Genomic DNA, 18,978 nt, shown 5'->3' on the forward strand with positions numbered 1-18,978 from the left:
CTTTTTTGTTGGAGGACAGGCGAAAAGTGTCCAATTCAGCACACTATAACACTCATACTGACAATAGTTTCATACACCTTTTGAATAGATCCGCATTCCCGACAAACACCACGGTCAATTCTTTTCTTGTTCTTGTTATATTTTGAAATAGCATTTTTGATGGGTCATAATAAGTCTTGCCGAAATATACCAAATAACCACTCTCATCGTATTGAAAAAAATCGTCAACGACTACGGTTACGGAGTCAAACTCTTGCCCAATCACGCCATGGGACGAATTTGCACTACTGATTGCATAGCGTTCATGGTACTCTGCTTGGTACCTAGATGGCGTGAAATTTAGAACCGTAGTTCTCTTGGGATCCAGAGCACTAAGATACTCTTGAGCACTAGCGGCATCCTCAAAGTACAATAGAGAAACGTTCTCCCCGCTTGAACACTTAGTGTTTCGCTTCCCATCGAAGAGACCTTTAATAAAGTCGGAAATCTCCCTATTGGTTCTAATTTTCTCGGTCAACTTGTAATTTTTCACATTTGGCAAATTTAATATTTCATCCGTAACCCCTGAGTTTGTTTCGAAGCTCGCCAATGTTTGACGACGATCGAACGAAAACAGACAATTTGCCTTACTTGTTTCAACTCGGGCCTTGATATCTTCAAGCTGGCCATTCCGAAGCCTTTGAGACTCATCTACAATTATGCAACTAAATTCATCAAATATCTTACTTGAATAGTTTTTCACCGACGTGATCACCCACCCCGCTTCGATTAAGGATAAATGACCCGAGTTTAATTTTCCGCAATGAATAATTAAGACCCTCTTTTGGGACTTTTGCAGCTCCATTGCCAAACTGTAAGACAGAAGTGTCTTACCGGTACCAGCAGCACCTTCAATCGAAATGAAATTCGGCCCACCAGTGTTTTCTATTTTGGATATTACTTCTACCAAAATTTCTTCTTGCTGGTGCGTCAAGAAGAATTGACCCTCTAAAAACTTTTCAGTCGAATTAAATGGTGAGACTAAGAAATTTCCCGGCTCAAAAACTTGATCGGGATCACAAACTGAGTCAAATTCCCTTTCATGAAGAGAAACGTTGATCTGACAAGCGTCGACTATCTCAAGTTCATCGTTCAGGTTCAAACCGAAAAACTCTCTACTTTCAGCTACAAATAGGTATGTTTCTACAAGATCACCAGTCGGTGAAAGATAGTACCTGTTTCGCTTGAGCTGCTTAGCAATTTTATCGCGACTTGCTTTTCTCTTGATCTCGATGTTGATAACGCCATCTTTACAAAACCGCAGTAAGTCAAACTCTTTGCCAATTTGAGGAATTTTATAGCCTACAAAAAAGCCGTCAAAAGCTAATGCTCCCCCCTCATGGGTAGATAATTGCTCAACCAACTTGGCAAGATCTTCCAGTTCATAGTCTTTGATCGAAGCGTTGAGATGCTTAAGATAACTCTTGAAAACATCTGGAGCCAAACGCTGCTTTGCCTGAATAAGAGATTTAAGGTTTGTCGAACGAAGCATGCAACTCTACCATAGATTGTTATCATGCGCCCATCTCGCACAATCAAATTTCTTCGTAAAGCTGGAAACTTAAACTTCAGCACATCCTGCAGTGCCACCCTGCATGAAATGCCCATTGATCCCCACACCCAACCCACCTTGCGCCTACCCGCACAAATCCCCTACATAGACGCCAGCAAACTAAGGGAGAGCGCACATGCGTCGCGTCGTCGTTACCGGACTGGGTATCGTTTCCTCGATCGGCACCAATGCCGAAGAAGTCACCGCCTCGCTGAAAGCGGGCAAATCTGGCATCTCTGCCAGCCCGGAAATGAGCGAGCATGGCTTCCGCAGCCAGATCGCCGGTCATATTGACATCGACCCCAAGGAACATGTGGACAAACGCACCCTGCGCTTCATGGGCCCCGGTGCGGCTTATGCCCATATCGCCATGCAACAGGCGATTGCCGATTCCGGCCTCGCCGAAGATCAGGTTGTGAACGAGCGCACTGGCCTTGTGGCTGGCTCTGGCGGCCCCTCGACCTCTTCCATGCTGGTCGCACACCAGACTGTCGAGAAAACCGGCGCGACCAAGCGCATCGGGCCGTTTGCGGTGCCAAAATGCATGAGCTCGACCATTTCGGCCAACCTCGCCACCGCCTTTAAGATCAAAGGCATCAACTATTCCATCACCTCGGCCTGCTCGACCTCGTTGCACTGCATCGGCAACGCCGCAGAGCAGATCATGATGGGCAAGCAGGACGTGATGTTTGCCGGCGGCGGTGAAGAGCTCGACTGGACCCTCTCCTGCCTGTTTGACGCCATGGGCGCGATGAGCAGCAAGTATAACGACACCCCGGAAAAAGCCTCCCGCGCCTTTGATGAAGACCGCGACGGGTTTGTGATCTCCGGCGGCGGCGGCATTGTGGTGCTGGAAGATCTGGAACACGCACTGGCACGCGGCGCAAAAATCTACGCCGAAGTCACCGGCTTTGCCGCAACCTCTGATGGTCACGACATGGTGGCCCCATCCGGCGAAGGCGGTGAGCGCGCAATGCGTCTGGCGCTCTCCACCCTGCCTGAGGGGCGCAAAGTGGATTACATCAACGCCCACGGCACCTCCACGCCTGTGGGCGATGTGGGTGAGGTTGAGGCCGCCCGCCGCGTCTTTGGCGCAGGCAACGTGCCGCCGATCTCCTCCACCAAATCCATGACCGGCCACGCCCAAGGTGCGGCAGGCGCGCTGGAAGCCATCTTCTGCCTGCTGATGCTCGATCAGGATTTCATCGCCCCGTCGATCAATGTGGACACGCTGGCCACCGGCATCGAGCCGGGCGAAGTGGCGACCTCTTTGGTGGAGAACGCGGGCCTTGATAGCGTGATGACCAACAGCTTCGGCTTTGGTGGCACCAACGGCTCCATGGTTCTCAGCAAATACAAAGGGTAATCCCCATGACAGGTGTTCTGGCGGGCAAACGCGGCCTGATTATGGGCGTCGCAAACGAGCGCTCGATTGCATGGGGCATTGCCCGCGCCATGCATGAGGCTGGGGCCGAGCTCGCCTTCACCTACCAAGGCAACGCCTTTGGCAAGCGGGTCAAACCGCTTGTCGAAAGTGTCGGCAGTGATCTTCTGCTTGATGTGGATGTGACCGATGACGCCTCGCTCGATGCGGCCTTTGCCACCTTGGCGGACACATGGCCCACCATCGATTTTGTGGTGCATGCCATCGCCTATTCAGACCGCAACGAGCTGACCGGACGCTTTGTTGACACCACACGCGACAACTTCAAGAATTCGCTGGATATTTCCTGCTATTCGCTGATCGAAGTCGCCCGACGCGCGCACCCGATGATGGCAGAAAACGGCGGCACTATCCTGACCCTGACTTATCAGGGCGCCAACCGCGTGACCCCGTTTTACAACGTTATGGGCGTGGCCAAAGCCGCACTGGAAAGCGCAACCCGCTATCTGGCCAGTGACCTTGGCCCCGATGGCATCCGCGTGAATGCAATCTCCCCCGGCCCGATGAAAACCCTCGCGGGTGCAGCCATCGGTGGCGCACGCGCCACCTTCAAACACGCTGAGGAAAACGCCCCGCTGCGTGCCAATGCCACGCTCGACGCGGTGGGCGGCACAGCGGTCTATCTCGCCTCGGACGCAGGCGCCTGCACCACAGGCGAAGTGCTGCGTGTGGATGGGGGCTTTCATGTGCTGGGCATGCCGCTCACCGAAAACCTCTAAGCTGCCAATTTGACGGGGACCGCGCTCACTGCGCCGCCTCATACTCTGCGCCAATGGCCTGCAAGATCTCTGCGGCACCGCCTTGGCGCACCCGAGCCACGCCCGCACCTGCCCATTGCGCACCAAACCCGGGCTCCCCAGCAGCTTTGGCCGCTGCATTCAGCTGTTTCGCCACATCATAAGCCACAGGATAGTCCGGCACCCGTGCATGCAGCGCCTCTCCCAGCGCCACATATTTGTTGCGCAAGCACCGCGCCGGGCGGCCTGATAAAGTGGGCGTGAGCTCTGAAGGCTGCAGCGCCGGATCTCTGAGTGCCGCACGATAGCCCGCATCTGCCGCGGACTCCGTACAATCCAAAAAGGCGGTGCCCAGCTGTGCCACCGCCGCACCAGTGGCAAGCGCACGCGCCACGTCTGCACCATCCATCAACCCACCGGCGGCAATGATCGGCACATCGACCTCCGGCCCCAGCGCCCGCACAAGCGCCAATGTCGACAGCGCCGCGTCCTCCGCCTCTGGATCAAACATGCCGCGATGCCCGCCAGCCTCAATGCCTTGCGCCACAATCGCATCCACGCCCGCCGACTGACAGGCGTGTGCCTCCTCCACATTGGTCGCACTGGCAAAAACCAGATTGCCCGCCGCCTGCAGCTCGGCAATCCACCCAGTATCCGGCAGACCAAAATGCAGACTCACCACACCGGGCTTCTCCTCCAAAAGCATGTCACACATCGCCCGGTCGACGGCGAAACTCTTGTAGATCTCATGAAGCTTTTCCGGCGGCTGTGCCCCGTAGCGCGCAAAAGTCGGCGCAAGTGCGGCCAGCCACGCAGTTTCCACATCCGCATCCCGCACGGCAGGCGCATGGCAAAACAGATTGGCATTGATCGGCCGCTCCGTCAGCGCGCGCGCCGCCTGCAGCATCTGGCGCGCACCGTCCACACCCGCGGCGCCAAGCCCCAGCGCACCAAGCCCTCCGGCATTGCTGACGGCCGCTGCCATCTCAGGCGTGGACACCCCCGCCATAGGCGCCTGAAACAAGGGCCACGTGAGGCCCAGTTTTTTGACCAGATCCATTGCCTGTCCTCCTTGCGCCCACGCTACTGCACCGCGCTCAAAAGGCCACCCAGAAACGCATTCATCGCCCCAAATGACCCTTTCAAAGCGCTTTCAGAGCGCCTCAAGCCTTTCAAAAATCTCATAGCGGCCCAGCGCGAACAGCATAGCCACACCCCTTGGAATGCCCTCTTTTTGCGCAATATAGAAACCTTCATTTCACAAGTTTTCGGATTCAACCCAAATGCAGTTTTATGCAGTTCTCTTGGCCATCTCTGGGGTCGTGCTCTTGTTTGTTCTGGCCGCCAATATCCTGAGCGAGCGAACCCGTCTCAAAAAGCTGGAACCCCTGCTTGTTGCACTCAGTCTGGGGATCGTCTTTTGGGCACTGCTCACCTCGACGCCCCATAGCGCAAGCCCCTTGCCGCAAAGCTCTTCGGCACGCCCCGCAAAAATGCTGGACTGGATCGGGCGATAAAAAACCGCGCCCTTCAAAACCTGTCGCAAGCGCTCACAATCTTTGGCACACAGCAAAAAGCCCGCCATATACAGGCGGGCTCTGCAAAACGTATTGGGAGCGTCAGCTCAGTTGATCGACACAAGCTCAATTGCGAATGTCAGATCCTTGCCCGCCAGCATGTGGTTGGCATCCAGCTTGACGCTTTCGTCAGTGATTTCCACCACGGTCACCGGCACAATCTGACCTGTCGGAGATTGCATCTGCAGCTGCAAACCCACTTCCAGCGGGATCTCTGCCGGGATCTGTTCGCGCGGCACATCCTGCACAGCCTCGTCATGACGCGGGCCATAGGCCTGATCCGCTGGGATCTCCGCCACCTTTTTGTCACCGACACTCATGCCGTCCACGGCGCTGTCAAAACCTGCGATCACTTGACCAGAGCCAAGGGTGAACTCCAGCGGGTCACGCCCTTCGGAACTGTCGAAAACCGACCCATCGCTCAGGGTGCCGGTGTAGTGAATACGGACGGTGTCGCCCGATTTTGCTGCGGTCATGAAATGTCCCATCTGTCAGCATGTCCCGACCAAAGCGTCGGCTTGAGCGCCGCACCCTATAGACCTTGGTGTTAATTGGCAAACAGGCCTTTCCGCCCTGCGCCAAACCTGCCAAGCTGCTGGCAAAACGGGAGGATCACATGGCGATCACAACGTGTGTTTTTGACGCTTATGGCACGCTTTTTGATGTAGCCGCTGCGGCGCGGGAAGCCGCAGGCGAGCCGGGACGAGAGGCATTTGCGGCCCATTGGCAGGATGTGGCCAACAACTGGCGCCTCAAACAGCTACAATACACATGGCTGCGCGCCGTGGCAGAGGCCCACACCGATTTCTGGGAGGTCACGCAAAACGGTCTGGATTGGGCCTTGGAGGCTTCGGGTTTGCAGGGCGATGACGAGCTGCGCGCCCGCCTGCTTGCGCTGTATTGGGAGCTGTCGGCCTACCCCGAGGTGCCCGCCATGCTGGCCGCGCTGAAAGCCGCCGGTTTTAATACGGCGATCCTGTCCAATGGCTCACCGGATATGCTCAATGGCGCGGTGCAATCGGCGCAGGTTGGGGAATTTCTCGATGATGTGCTCAGCGTTGAGGATGTGGGCATCTTCAAGCCTGCCGCATCGGTCTATGATCTGGTGGGCAAACGTTTCAACTGTGCCAAGGATGAGGTGCTGTTTGTCTCCTCCAATGGCTGGGATGCGGGCTGCGCCACCGGCTACGGCTTCACCACCGCCTGGGTCAACCGCGCAGGCGAGCCGGTGGACCGCCTGCCCTGGCAACCGGCCCATATCCTGTCTGACCTGACCACCATCCCCGATCTTGCGAGCGCCTGATGCCCCATTTCACCTCCTCCGATGGCCTGTCGATTTATTATGATGACACCGGTGGCGACGGCCCCGCCGTCCTGTGTCTTGCGGGCCTCACCCGCAACGCCACGGATTTTGACTATGCTATGCCCTATCTGACCGACGCCCGCGTGATCCGCATGGATTATCGCGGGCGCGGGCAGTCGGATTGGGCCGAAGATTTCAGCACCTACAGCCTGCCGCGCGAAGCCCAGGACGCGCTCGAGCTGCTGGACCATCTGGGGCTGGAAAAGACCGCAATCCTTGGCACGTCGCGCGGTGGTCTCATCGCCCTCACGCTGATGGACATGGCCCCGCACCGCATCACTGGCGTCTGCTTCAATGACATCGGCCCGGTGATCGAAACCTCAGGTCTGGAAATCATCCTTGTCTTCATTGGCCGCAAGCCAATCTGGAAAACCCGCGCAGAAGCCGCCGAGGCGCTGGCAGAGCGTCTGCCCGGTTTTCACAACGTCCCGGCCAGCCGCTGGGTCGAGGAAGCCGCGCATCATTTTGTGGAAACCGACAGCGGGCTTGCCATCAACTATGATCCCACGCTGCGCAACGCCGTGCTGGCAGAGTTTGATCCCAGAGGCCCCGCCTCTGACATGTGGCCGCAGTATGACAAGCTCGCAGGCCTGCCGCTTGCGGTTCTGCGTGGCGAAAACAGCGACATTCTGAGCCGCGAAACGGTGGAGGAAATGCAGGCCCGCGCGCCCATTCTGGCGGCAGAGGTCACAGACCGCGCCCATGTGCCCTTTCTGGATGAGCCAGAAAGCCGCGCCGTACTGCACCAATGGATTTCGACCCTCAAAGAGCGGGAAAGCTTATGAACATCGACATGATCCGCGCGGCCCAAACGCGCCTTGAGGGCCACGCCCGTCGCACCCCCCTGCTGACCTCGCCGTTTCTGGATGAGATCGCAGGCCGTCGCCTGCTTGTGAAACCGGAATGCCTGCAACATACGGGGTCGTTCAAATTCCGGGGCGGCTGGGCAGCGGTCTCCGCCTTGGACGACGAGACCCGCAAACGCGGCATCATCGCCTATTCCTCCGGCAACCACGCGCAGGGCGTCGCACTCGCCGCAGCCGAACACGGCGCGCCCGCGGTGATCGTCATGCCCAAAGACGCCCCGCAGCTCAAAATCGACAACACCCGCGCCTTGGGCGCCGAGGTCGTGCTCTATGACCGCGCCGGTGGCGAGAACCGCGAAGAGGTTGGCGGCACCATTGCCGAGGCACGCGGCCTGACCCTGATCCGCCCTTATGACGCGCCCGAGGTGATCGCCGGTCAGGGCACCACCGGTCTTGAAATCGCCGCGCAGGCCGCTGAGATGGGCGTCACCTCCGGGGATGTGCTGGTTTGTTGCGGGGGCGGCGGGCTGACCTCCGGCATCGCACTGGCGCTTGAGGCCGAAGCCCCAAAAATGCGCGTGCGCACTGCTGAACCGGAAGCATTTGACGATGTGGCGCGATCGCTAGCGTCGGGCACGATAGAGACCAACGCCCGCACCTCCGGCAGCCTCTGTGACGCGATCATCACGCCCTGCCCGGGCGAGATCACCTTCCCGATCATGTCCCGCCTCTGCGGCCCCGGCCTTGTGGTCAGCGAAGACGAAGCGCTGCACGCCATGGCGCTGGCTTTCAAACGCTTGAAAATCGTGGTGGAGCCTGGCGGCGCGGTCGCGCTTGCCGCCGCGCTGTTTCATGGCGACCAAATCGAAGGAGAGGCCGTCGTGGCCGTCTGCACCGGCGGCAATGTGGACGCCGATGTGTTCAACAATGCCCTTTCCAAATACGCCTAACGCAAGGGGCGCTTCTCCTACCAGGGGCAGCGCCCGAGCCGCGCGAGGCGGCCAGCCACTTGGCGCAGGCTCTACCGTATCGCATGATAGATTCGGTCTTGCGCTCCCCTTCCCAAAGCGCCCGCCCCGGTGGGGGGGGGCGGTTCGGGCGCTGCCCGGCTTTCAGCCGCGCCAACCTGCGAGATTTTTCATATGACCCATTTCACCATCGCCTCTTTCAACGTCAAAAACCTCATCGGCCCGGATCAGGAATACTACACCTTCCAATCCTACACGCCCGAGGAATACGCCTGGAAAGAAGACTGGACCGCCTCTCAGATTTTCTCGATGGATGCTGATATCATCGGCTTTCAGGAAATCTTTGAAGCAAACGCCCTGCGCGATGTGGTGGCAGAGGCCGACCGCATTGGGGCCACCTCCAATGAGGCCGTCATTCCTGACCATTCCAAACGCTACCACCGCAAAGCGATCTTTCGCAAACTGGGCTACACGCCTTATGGCACCGAGGGCCTGTTTGTGGCCCCCAATGTGAATGACACCGGTGAACCCGGCCACCGCCGCCCCGGCGTCGCCATTCTGTCCCGCTTTGGTTTTGCCGAACCACCCGAGGTGATTCAGGAACTGGCCGAGCCCATCAAGATTCCCTTTTCGGCTTTGGGCGGCGGCGAGGCGGGCCACTTCACCCTGACCCGCACCTCCCGCCCGATCCTTAAGGCGCGCATTCCGGTGGGCGATCAGATCATCACCGTCTTCAACTGCCACCTCAAATCCAAGCTGGGCGAGTTTGTGCGTGATCCTGAGACAGGCGCGGCGGCTGAGGCCGATCTCACCACCTATGACCCGCTTGGCCGCGCCATGGGGGCCATTCGCGCGAGCCTGCGCCGCATGGCCGAAGCTTGGGTGCTGCGCCGCGCCATTGTCGCAGAGTTGAACTTGGGCCGCCCGGTCATGGTGCTGGGGGATTTCAACGACGGCGAACATGCGGTCAGCTCTGAAATCATCTCCGGCGAGGTGCCCTTCCGCAACTACAGCTGGATGCTGCGCCATGATGCCAAACACGCCAATGACCGCTACAGCCGCGATGAAAACGACGCCATTCAAGAGGCCGTCGGGGCGGTACGCCTCACCTCTGCCGAGGCGCTCTTCACCCGCAAATCCCTGCGCGACATGGTCTACACCACGGCCTTTGGCGGGGTCTATGAAAGCATTGACCAAATCTATCTTTCGCGCCATTTCCACCCAGACAACGCGGCCCGCTTGGGCGATATGGAGTATTTCAGCGTGTTCAACGACCATCTCACCGATGGCAGCCACGCCGAAGCGCCTTATAACAAGCTGGCCTCTGATCACGGACAAATCATGGCCCACATGCGCCTGAAGGACTGACCCACATGCCCTTTGCCACACTCAATGGCATTCAAATCCACTACCGCGAAGACGGCGACCCAGCAGGCGCGCCCGTTATGTTTCTCAACTCCTTGGGCACAGACATGCGGCTCTGGGATCCCATCTTGGCGCATCTGCCCGAGGGCCTGCGCCTGATCCGCGCCGACATGCGCGGTCATGGGCAGACAGAGGTGCCACCCGCCCCCTACGCCATGGGCCAGCTTGTGAAAGACGCCGAAGCCCTGCTCGATCATCTGAACGTCAAAGACGCGCTGGTGGTCGGCCTGTCGATTGGCGGCATGGTGGCGCAGGGGCTGGCCGTCAAACGGCTCGATCTGGTGCGGGCGCTCGTGCTCTCCAACACCGCCGCCAAAATCGGCTCCCCCAAGATGTGGGACGACCGCATCGACACGGCGGCAACCAAAGGTCTCACCGCTCTGTCAGAGGCAACCATGACCCGTTGGTTCAGCCGCGACTTCCGCATCCGGCCAGAGCTGGCCCAGTGGCGCGCGCTGTTTGAGGCCACGCCGCCTACAGGCTACGCAGGCTGCGCCGCCGCGATCAAAGGCACCGACTTTTACACCCCCACCTCCGGCCTGCGCCTGCCCACCTTGGGCATCGCGGGGTCCGAGGATGGCTCCACGCCCCCCGATCTGGTGCGCGAAACCGTCGAGCTGATCCCCGGCGCACGCATGGAACTCTTGCGCCGCGTGGGCCATCTGCCCTGTGTGGAAAAGCCTGTCGAATACGCCCAACTCCTCAGCAACTTCATGAAAGAAACCGGCCATGTCTGAGACTTCGACCTCTGGCGCTGACATCCTGCTCGTGCACGGCTCCTGCCACGGCGCATGGTGCTGGCGCGACCTCATCCCCGCGCTCGCGGCCCTCGGCCATCACCCCCGCGCCATCGACTTGCCTTCTCATGGCGCTGACACCACCCCGGTGGCAGAGGTCACATTGGACAGCTGCGCCGAAGCCATTGTGAACGCCCTTGGCGACAACACCGTGGTGCTCGGCCACAGCTGGGGTGGCTTCCCAATCACCCGCGCCGCCGACATCGCCCCCACTAAAATCGCCCGCCTGATTTATCTCTGCGCCTACGCCCCTTGGGACGGGCATTCCTTGGCCGATATGCGCCGCGCCGCGCCCCGTCAGCCGCTGATGAAAGCGGTGGTCAAATCAGAGGACGGCGCCAGCTACACAATTGATCCCGCCCAGACCCGCGCCGCGTTTTATCACGACTGCCCCGCAGGCACCGAAGATTTTGCCAACGCTCACCTCTGCCCCCAATCAATCCGTGCGCAGTCTGATCCCATCACCCTGGGGGAGGGCCACCGCGCCACGCCCCGCAGCTACATCCGTTGTGCCGATGACCAGACCATCCCGCCGGAGTTTCAGGTCACAATGACACAGGACTGGCCAAGCGCGGATGTTTATGAGATGGCCACAAGCCATTCTCCCTTCTTTGCCGATCCCGCCGGCCTTGCCACCCTGATCGACCGCATCCTGAAAGCCAGCTGATGACCGCCTCCGTCTTTGACAGCCCAATGTTCACCAAGCTTTTCCCAGTGGGAGAGGCCGGGCGCCTTTTCACCCACAGTGCAGAACTGCGCGCCGCGCTGCTGGTTCTGGGCACGCTTGCCAAAGTGCAGGCCACCCGCGGTGACATCCCCGAGGACAGCGGCTTCTTCATCCACCGCAGCGCCATGGAGGTGCAGGTGGATCCGGCGGGCCTCGCCGCGGGGGTGGCCACGGATCACTCCTATGTCCCCGCGCTGATCGCCGCCTTTGACAAAGCCATGGAAGCGCCCGAGCACAGCCGCTTCATCGGCCATGGTGCCACCCCGCAGGACATTGCTGACACCGCCCTAATGCTGCGGCTGCGCCAGCTGCTGAGCCTCGCAGAAAAAGCCCTGCAGGCCCTGCCAGAAACCAATCAAAGCGCCGCCGTGCTGGCGGAATTGCCCGCCCTGCGCGCGGAGAACATTCACGCAGCCTTTGCGAACGATGCGGACATCGGTGCTGAGATCGCAAGCGCGCTGTCGCTGGGCACATCCGGCGACACCCGCCAAAGCACACGCACCATTGCCCAATGGCTCACCGCCGCGGCACAGGCCGCCGCACACCACCCTGCATCCCAAACGCAGCCCAGCCCCACAGCCGCCGCACTCCTCCAACAGGTGCAAACCCTCAACGGCACATTGCAGCTCAGCACACTGGCGCCCCACGCCAGTCTCGCCGAAACCCTGCACCTGCCCCAGATCGCCCTCGGCAGTCTTTCGCTGTTGCAAATGGGCAGACCAACCTCACATTGACGTTGGGGAAAGATTGCCTCTGACATCAGCTTGCGCCAGCGTGGCGCAACGTCTTGAAGCTGTGGGGAGGCGCTTCAAAAAGTGGCACATCCAAGTGCCAACTGGTGGCGTATTCACATCACATTTTCAGCTCTCGCCATCGCAGGACAGACAGCAAACTCATGAAAAATCGCCTTCCCACTCTGGTGATCCTCACCACCGTCATCATTGATGCCATGGGCATCGGGCTGATCCTTCCGGTGATGCCTGATCTCATTCGCGAAGTCACCGGCGGGGATCTGGGCGCGGCGGCCATCTGGGGCGGCGTGCTGTCCACCGTCTTTGCCTTCATGCAATTTCTCTGCGGCCCCCTGCTTGGCAACCTGTCTGACCGGTTTGGCCGCCGCCCCGTCCTGTTGATTTCTCTGGCTGTGATGTCCGCCGATTATGTCATCATGGCGCTGGCGCAGAACATCTGGGTTCTGGTGATCGGCCGCGTGATCGCCGGGATCACAGCCGCCACCTATGCCACCGCCATGGCCTATATGGCCGACATCTCTACCCCACAGGACAAAGCCCGCGCCTTTGGTCTGGTGGGCGCTGGGGTGGGCATTGGTTTCGTGCTTGGCCCTGCCATGGGCGGCATTCTCGGCCAATTCGGCACCCGCGCGCCTTTCTGGGCCGCCGCTGTGCTGGCAGGCGGCAATGCTTTTCTGGGGTGGATGGTGCTGAAGGAAACCGTGACACAAGCCAACCGCCGCAGCTTTGAATGGCGCCGCGCCAATCCGCTTGGCGCGCTCCATGCGCTCAACCACCTGCCCGCGATGACCAAGCTGCTTCTGGTGTTCTTCCTCTATCAAATCGCAGCAGCCGTTTACCCCGCCATCTGGGCCTATTTTGTCACCGAACGCTTTGCCTGGGAGGAAGGCATGATCGGCGTGTCCCTGTCCACCTATGGTCTCTGTTACGCCATTGTGCAGGCCGCGCTGATCGCACCCACCATCAAATGGCTTGGCAACCGCCGCACTGTTGTCATTGGGCTCGCGCTGGAAGTGGTTGCGCTGATCTATATCGGGTTTATCCCGTCCGGCATGTTGCTGTTGATGGGCATTCCCCTCGCCGCGCTGGCCTCTGTCGGCCTGCCTGCGCTGCAAGGCATCATGAGCCGCCGCGTCGCCGACGATGCACAGGGTGAGCTACAGGGCATTTCCTCCTCGCTCACCTCTCTGGCACATATTCTAGCGCCCTTGGTGATGACACAAACCTTTGCCTATTTCTCCGCTGATCATGCAATGTTTTACCTGCCTGGCGCGCCCTTCCTGCTCGCTGCCGTGCTTATGGTGTTGTCCCTGATCGTGTTTGCCGGATCCCGCAAATCCGCCTGATGCGTCAAAAACGACTGTGGGCACTGGCACGTGACTGCAAAGAGCCGCTATGGTCCGGCTGAGCGGTCAGGCACCTGAGCCAACGCCGCCCCCGCGCGCACAAAAGGAAAGATACGTTTTGAAGTTCGTCACCAATCTGTTCAAGCCCGCAGAAGCCAAGCCCCCTGCACCGGCCACTTCCGAAACCTCTATGAACTTCGATCTGCAGGAGGTCGCCCCCTTCCTCACACAACTTGGCAACAACGCACGCTTCACCTTCCCAGCCGCGCTTGCAGAAGAGATCGCACATGGGCTGCAGGGCATGGCCGTTGATGAAACACGCCGCTGGAAGCTCACCTGCGACTTCGACCGTCAACCGATCCTGATGGAGATCGAGGCGTTTATGGATGACATCGACGCGCCCGATCTCACCTTCTTTGGCACCTTGGACGCGGTGGCGGAAATTCAGCAGGAGCTGGAGGCTTTCGCCGCCGCCAAAGGGCTCTGACGCATGCGCAACGCGCGGTGCGAAAACCTTTCTGAGCACCGCAAAATTGCACCGTCGCAATACCGTTGGAAAACCGACGCAATACCGACGTTGAAAATCATGGTTAACAACAGCCGTTGCCTTTAGGATCCCTCCCATGAAGCTCACGGATCTCGACGTCATCATCACTGCGCCCCCAGCCCCCGGTTGGGGCGGGCGCTACTGGATCTTGGTAAAGCTCACCACAGACACGGGTATTGTTGGATGGGGCGAATGTTATGCCTCCTCTGTTGGACCTGCGGCGATGACCCATGTCATCCGGGATGTGTTCGAGCGGTACTTTCTCAATGAAAACCCTGAAAACATTGAGAGACTATTCCGCAGAACGTATTCTTCCGGCTTCACGCAGCGCCCAGATCTGACCGTGATGGGCGCCTTTTCGGGGATGGAAATCGCCTGTTGGGATATCCTCGGCAAAGACCGTGACCGGCCCGTCTACGCGTTGCTCGGCGGTTTGATGAACGAGCGACTGCGCGCCTACACCTACCTTTATCCTCTTGAAAATCATACGATTTCAGAGTTTTGGACTTCCCCTGAAATGGCCGCTGAAAGCGCGCTGGCCGCGGTAGAGCAAGGCTACACCGCCATAAAATTCGACCCCGCCGGCCCCTACACAATGCGCGGTGGCCACATGCCCGCCATGAGCGACATCACGCAATCCGTCGCCTTCTGCAAAGCGATCCGGGAAGCCGTTGGAAACAAAGCGGATTTGCTCTTTGGCACCCACGGCCAATTCACCACCGCAGGCGCCATTCGTCTGGGTCAGGCGCTCGAAACCTACAGCCCGCTCTGGTTCGAAGAGCCCACCCCGCCAGACAATATCGAAGACATGGCCCGCGTTGCGCGCACCGTCCGAATCCCTGTTGCCACAGGCGAGCGCCTGACCACCAAATCAGAGTTCGCAGCCGTCCTGCGCGCCGGGGCTGCAGAGATTTTGCAGCCCGCCCTAGGACGCGCAGGGGGCATATGGGAAATGAAAAAAGTCGCTGCAATCGCAGAGTGTTATAACGCACAGATGGCGCCGCACCTTTATGCTGGCCCCATTGAATGGGCCGCAAATATCCACCTTGCGGCCTCCATTCCCAACCTGCTGATGATCGAAACAATCGATACGCCCTTTCACAAAGTGCTGATCAAGAATCACCTTAGGGTAGAACAAGGTTTCGTGATCCCCCCAACAGCACCAGGTCTGGGCATCGAGGTTGATGAAGCGCTTGCACGTATGAATCCATTTGATGGCAAAGGGTTACACCTGCAAATGCAGGACGCCCCCTGCGATTACGTCAACGGCAACAGTTTTGAAGGAGGGGCTCCTCCGAAGCACTGACGTGTCTCGCAACCCCAGCCAGCACATGTTATATGAGAAGCGGACAACCGCTTTTCTGCCTAACCGGAACCAACAGCCGTGACCTTAAAAGACCCGCCTGAATTGCACAGTGAGATGGCTAAAAATGCCGATGCTGCAGCGACTTATCTCAAGACACTGGCCCATTCCGGGCGGCTCATGATCCTGTGCCATCTGGAAGGCGGGGAAAAATCGGTGAGCGAACTTGAGGCCCTGCTGGATCTGCGTCAGGCCGCAGTCAGTCAGATGCTCGCACGTCTGCGCGAAGAGGGGCTCGTGGCCACGCGGCGCGAAGGTAAAACGATCTACTATCGCCTCGCAGATTCCAACACATCACAGGTTATCTCCCTGTTATATCGTCTTTTTTGCGCGCCAGCTGCGGAGTGATCTCTGGTGCCTGACACGCTGCCAGCCAAAATCTCTGATTGGTTTGCGACGCGTGGTTGGCAGGCGCATCCTCACCAGCTGGACATGCTCGTCCGGGCCGATGCGCCCTGCACGTTGCTGATCGCGCCAACCGGTGGCGGCAAAACCCTCGCGGGCTTTTTGCCGACATTGTGCGATCTCGCCACCGCTCCCCATGTCGGGCTGCACACAGTTTATGTCAGCCCTCTCAAGGCCTTAGCCGCCGACATCAAGCGCAATCTGCGCACACCGGTCGAAGAAATCGGGCTTGATATCCGAATAGAAGACCGCACCGGAGACACCTCCCAAACTGTCAAAAAGCGCCAGCGCGTAGACCCACCTGACATATTGCTCACAACGCCGGAAAGTCTTGCACTGCTGCTGTCATATGAGGACGCCCCTCGCATCTTTGCGGGGCTGAAGCGCGTGATTGTCGATGAAATTCATGCACTTGCCGAGAGCAAACGCGGAGACCAGCTGTTCCTTGCTCTGTCCCGCCTGCAAGCACTGCGCCCCAATTTGCGCCGCGTTGGCCTGTCGGCCACGGTCGACCACCCCGAAGACATCGCCCGCCTGCTGGCCCGCAATCCTGACCCGTGTGACATTCTCTATGCAGACCCCGGTCCAGCACCCGACATCGCAATGCTGACCACCAAGGACGCCCCGCCCTGGTCAGGGGGCGGCGCAGCCTATGCGATACCTGCGGTGCTGGAACAAGTGAAGGCCCACACCACAACATTGATCTTTCACAACACCCGTGCACAGGCCGAAATTTTCTTTCACAATCTGTGGCTTGCCAATGACGAAGGGCTGCCCATCGGTATTCACCATGGCAGTCTGGACCGCGCGCAGCGAGAGAAGGTGGAAGCCGCCATGGTGCGTGGGGATCTGCGCGCGATTGTCTGCACCGGCAGTCTGGATCTGGGGATCGATTGGGGCGATGTCGATCTGGTGATCCAGGTCGGCGCTCCCAAAAATGTCAAACGCCTGATCCAGCGCATCGGACGCGCCAACCACCGCTACAACGCGCCTTCCAAGGCCCTGCTTGTGCCAGCTAACCGCTGGGAGGTGGTCGAATGTGTCAACGCTCTGGGCGCTGTCCGCGCGGGCGAACTCGACGGGGATACCCGGGGTCCCGGGCCTCAAGATGTCCTGTGTCAACACATCCTGCTCACTGCTGCCGCAGGCCCATTTGATGCAGATACCCTATTTGCGGAGATCGTCAGCGTGGGCGCCTATACTGACCTGTCTCGATCAGAATTTGAGGCCTGCCTCGACTTCTGCGCCACTGGTGGATATGCGCTAAAGGCTTATGATCGCTGGCAAAGACTGCAACTTCGGGAGGATGGTCTTTGGCAGTTGCGCGATCCACGCAGTGCCGCGCGCCTGCGCATGAACGCGGGCACCATACAGGACAGTGATACGCTTAAGGTGCAGCTCAAGCGCAATCGGGGTGGCAAGCCCCTCGGCGAAGTCGAAGAGGCCTTTGCCGCGACACTTTCGGCCGGCGACACTTTCCTGATTGGCGGGCAAATCGTACGCTACGAGGGCCTGCGAGACATGACGGTGCAGGTGTCGCGCAACGCAGCACGAAAACCGCGCGTGGCTGTCTTCTCCGGCACCAAATTTGCCACATCCACCCAGCTTTCCCAACGCACCCTGCGCTACCTGCAACAGGGGGACTGGCCCGAACTCCCCGCTCACACCGCCGACTGGTTGCGCCTGCAACGAGACATGTCGCGCCTGCCCGAACCCAATCGACTGCTCGTTGAAACGTTCGAACGCGACGGCCGGCAAAACATGTGCGTCTATGGCTTTGCAGGCCGCAATGCCCAGCAAACGCTGGGGCTTCTGCTCACAAAACATATGGAAGAGATGGATCTGGCCCCACTGGGGTTTGTGTCGTCTGACTATGCCACGTTGATCTGGGGATTGGATGAGGTGGTCGATCCAAAGCAATTGTTTGATCTCGAGGTGATGCAGGAAGGGTTAGAAGGCTGGCTGGCCGGTAACGCATTGATGAAACGCACCTTTCGCGCATCAGCCACCATCGCGGGCCTGATCGAGCGCAACACACCGGGCGCGAAAAAATCAGGACGGCAGGCCACCTTCAGTTCTGATATTCTGTATGACACCTTGCTCAAGTACGATCCCGATCACCTGTTGATGAAAGTCACACGCATCGAAGCCATGCGTGGCCTCGTGGACTTTGCGCGAATAGAAATGCTGCTCCAGCAAGTTGGTGACAGGATCGACCATGTGCGCACGCCACATGTCACCCCGCTTGCGGCGCCATTGCTTCTGGAAGTGGGTAAGGTGCCCGTGCAAAGCGGCAGCGCAGAAGAGCGCCTGCTCGCCGAGGAAACTGCAGCGTTGATGAAGGACAGCGGCCTTGCGCAGGTCTAGCTGCAAAAGACACGTCAAATGCACAATCCACATATGCTGCGCCGCTCCGTCTTGATAACAGCGAAACATGCAAATAAGAACGTACCATGAACGGCGTCGCACTACCATTTGCAGATTGCACCCTAGCAGCATTGGCATCTGGCGCTTTGTGGTGGCAGGCGCAAAAGCTCGTCGTGGTCTCCGATCTGCACCTCGGCAAATCCGAGCGCGTGCGACGCAGAGGTGGCCCGTCGATGCCCCCCTACGAAACACGCGACACATTGCTGCGTCTGGAGCACGTACTGGAAGAAACGCAGCCTGCGACGGTGGTGTGCCTTGGCGACAGTTTTGATGATGCCGAGGCGGCAAAGTCACTGCCAGAAGCAGAGCGGCTGTGGATCGCACGTTTGCAGGCCGGACGCCGCTGGATTTGGATTGAAGGCAATCATGATCCCGGCCCCATCGACATGGGCGGAGAACATCTCGCAGAGCTACACCTGCCGCCACTGATATTCCGCCACATCGCACAAACTGGCGAAAGCGGCGAAATCTCAGGACATTACCATCCGAAAGTCGCGCTTCAGACTCGGCTCCGCAAAATCTCGCGCGCTGCGTTCCTGTTTGACAGGGACCGCATCATTCTACCCGCCTTTGGCACCTATACGGGCGGCTTGCGCAGTGACGCCGATGTGCTCTCAGAGCTCATGCGCCCAGACGCCATGGCCGTTTTGACTGGCAAGACGCCACGTCTTATCCCCATGCCGCGCTGAGCCGCTTGACGGAA

General features: G+C 59.1%; 18 protein-coding genes. 15 read left to right on the top strand and 3 right to left on the bottom strand.

The features are described from left to right. Positions 1-52: 52 nt before the first annotated feature. Positions 53-1,531, bottom strand: coding sequence for a DNA/RNA helicase domain-containing protein (locus tag J7413_RS17485; RefSeq protein WP_209100577.1), 1,479 nt, complete (start codon positions 1,529-1,531; stop codon positions 53-55). A gap of 196 nt (positions 1,532-1,727) precedes the next feature. On the opposite strand from J7413_RS17485, the gene fabB reads away from it, so the two are divergent. Then, entirely contained in the window at positions 1,728-2,957 is a 1,230-nt protein-coding gene (fabB, locus tag J7413_RS17490; protein WP_209100578.1) for a beta-ketoacyl-ACP synthase I, read from the top strand. Positions 2,958-2,962: 5 nt separating this feature from the next. After that, positions 2,963-3,754, top strand: a complete 792-nt coding sequence (locus J7413_RS17495; RefSeq protein ID WP_209100585.1) for an enoyl-ACP reductase — start codon at positions 2,963-2,965, stop codon at positions 3,752-3,754. A gap of 25 nt (positions 3,755-3,779) precedes the next feature. Here the strand turns inward: J7413_RS17495 and J7413_RS17500 are convergent, their stop codons facing one another. Together J7413_RS17500 and J7413_RS17510 are read right to left on the bottom strand one after the other, a co-directional pair. Further along, a complete protein-coding gene (locus tag J7413_RS17500; RefSeq protein ID WP_209100587.1) occupies positions 3,780-4,832 on the bottom strand; it encodes a nitronate monooxygenase in 1,053 nt (350 codons plus the stop codon). 564 nt (positions 4,833-5,396) lie between these two features. Next, positions 5,397-5,825 carry a peptidylprolyl isomerase gene (locus J7413_RS17510; RefSeq protein ID WP_209100591.1) on the bottom strand — a complete coding sequence of 143 codons (429 nt, stop codon included), beginning with the start codon at positions 5,823-5,825 and terminating at the stop codon, positions 5,397-5,399. A 140-nt stretch (positions 5,826-5,965) separates the two neighbouring features. Here J7413_RS17510 and J7413_RS17515 point away from each other — a divergent pair, with 140 nt between their 5' ends. The 13 genes from J7413_RS17515 to pdeM all read left to right on the top strand — a co-directional run bounded on the left by J7413_RS17515 (position 5,966) and on the right by pdeM (position 18,964). After that, positions 5,966-6,652: a haloacid dehalogenase type II gene (locus tag J7413_RS17515; RefSeq protein WP_209100593.1), complete on the top strand. Its 687-nt coding sequence runs from the start codon at positions 5,966-5,968 to the stop codon at positions 6,650-6,652. Next, positions 6,652-7,497 carry an alpha/beta hydrolase gene (locus J7413_RS17520; RefSeq protein WP_209100595.1) on the top strand — a complete coding sequence of 282 codons (846 nt, stop codon included), beginning with the start codon at positions 6,652-6,654 and terminating at the stop codon, positions 7,495-7,497. The genes J7413_RS17515 and J7413_RS17520 overlap by 1 nt, the downstream gene beginning before the upstream one ends. After that, positions 7,494-8,468 carry a threonine/serine dehydratase gene (locus J7413_RS17525; RefSeq protein ID WP_209100597.1) on the top strand — a complete coding sequence of 325 codons (975 nt, stop codon included), beginning with the start codon at positions 7,494-7,496 and terminating at the stop codon, positions 8,466-8,468. Before J7413_RS17520 ends, J7413_RS17525 begins: the two co-directional genes overlap by 4 nt. A 192-nt stretch (positions 8,469-8,660) precedes the next feature. Then, the gene (locus J7413_RS17530; protein ID WP_209100599.1) at positions 8,661-9,854 is read left to right on the top strand and encodes an endonuclease/exonuclease/phosphatase family protein; all 1,194 of its coding nucleotides are present in this window, start codon (positions 8,661-8,663) and stop codon (positions 9,852-9,854) included. Between the two features lie 5 nt (positions 9,855-9,859). Further along, on the top strand, positions 9,860-10,648 hold the full coding sequence (pcaD, locus tag J7413_RS17535) for a 3-oxoadipate enol-lactonase (protein WP_209100601.1): 789 nt from the start codon (positions 9,860-9,862) through the stop codon (positions 10,646-10,648). Beyond that, the gene (locus tag J7413_RS17540; RefSeq protein WP_209100603.1) at positions 10,641-11,375 is read left to right on the top strand and encodes an alpha/beta fold hydrolase; all 735 of its coding nucleotides are present in this window, start codon (positions 10,641-10,643) and stop codon (positions 11,373-11,375) included. The genes pcaD and J7413_RS17540 overlap by 8 nt, the downstream gene beginning before the upstream one ends. Continuing rightward, complete coding sequence (locus J7413_RS17545; protein ID WP_209100605.1) at positions 11,375-12,169, top strand: hypothetical protein; 795 nt, start codon at positions 11,375-11,377, stop codon at positions 12,167-12,169. Before J7413_RS17540 ends, J7413_RS17545 begins: the two co-directional genes overlap by 1 nt. A gap of 161 nt (positions 12,170-12,330) precedes the next feature. After that, positions 12,331-13,533 carry a TCR/Tet family MFS transporter gene (locus tag J7413_RS17550; protein WP_209100607.1) on the top strand — a complete coding sequence of 401 codons (1,203 nt, stop codon included), beginning with the start codon at positions 12,331-12,333 and terminating at the stop codon, positions 13,531-13,533. Positions 13,534-13,651: 118 nt separating this feature from the next. Continuing rightward, positions 13,652-14,020 (top strand): hypothetical protein, encoded by a 369-nt coding sequence (locus J7413_RS17555; RefSeq protein ID WP_209100608.1) that lies wholly within the window; start codon positions 13,652-13,654, stop codon positions 14,018-14,020. Between the two features lie 136 nt (positions 14,021-14,156). Continuing rightward, positions 14,157-15,386: a mandelate racemase/muconate lactonizing enzyme family protein gene (locus J7413_RS17560; protein WP_209100609.1), complete on the top strand. Its 1,230-nt coding sequence runs from the start codon at positions 14,157-14,159 to the stop codon at positions 15,384-15,386. A 114-nt stretch (positions 15,387-15,500) separates the two neighbouring features. Continuing rightward, on the top strand, positions 15,501-15,791 hold the full coding sequence (locus J7413_RS17565) for a metalloregulator ArsR/SmtB family transcription factor (protein ID WP_209100610.1): 291 nt from the start codon (positions 15,501-15,503) through the stop codon (positions 15,789-15,791). Between the two features lie 6 nt (positions 15,792-15,797). Beyond that, positions 15,798-18,215: a ligase-associated DNA damage response DEXH box helicase gene (locus J7413_RS17570; RefSeq protein WP_209100611.1), complete on the top strand. Its 2,418-nt coding sequence runs from the start codon at positions 15,798-15,800 to the stop codon at positions 18,213-18,215. 86 nt (positions 18,216-18,301) lie between these two features. Beyond that, on the top strand, positions 18,302-18,964 hold the full coding sequence (gene pdeM / locus J7413_RS17575) for a ligase-associated DNA damage response endonuclease PdeM (protein ID WP_209100612.1): 663 nt from the start codon (positions 18,302-18,304) through the stop codon (positions 18,962-18,964). Positions 18,965-18,978: the final 14 nt, after the last annotated feature.

It is taken from the genome of Shimia sp. R10_1, assembly GCF_017744095.1.
GTDB lineage: Bacteria > Pseudomonadota > Alphaproteobacteria > Rhodobacterales > Rhodobacteraceae > Shimia.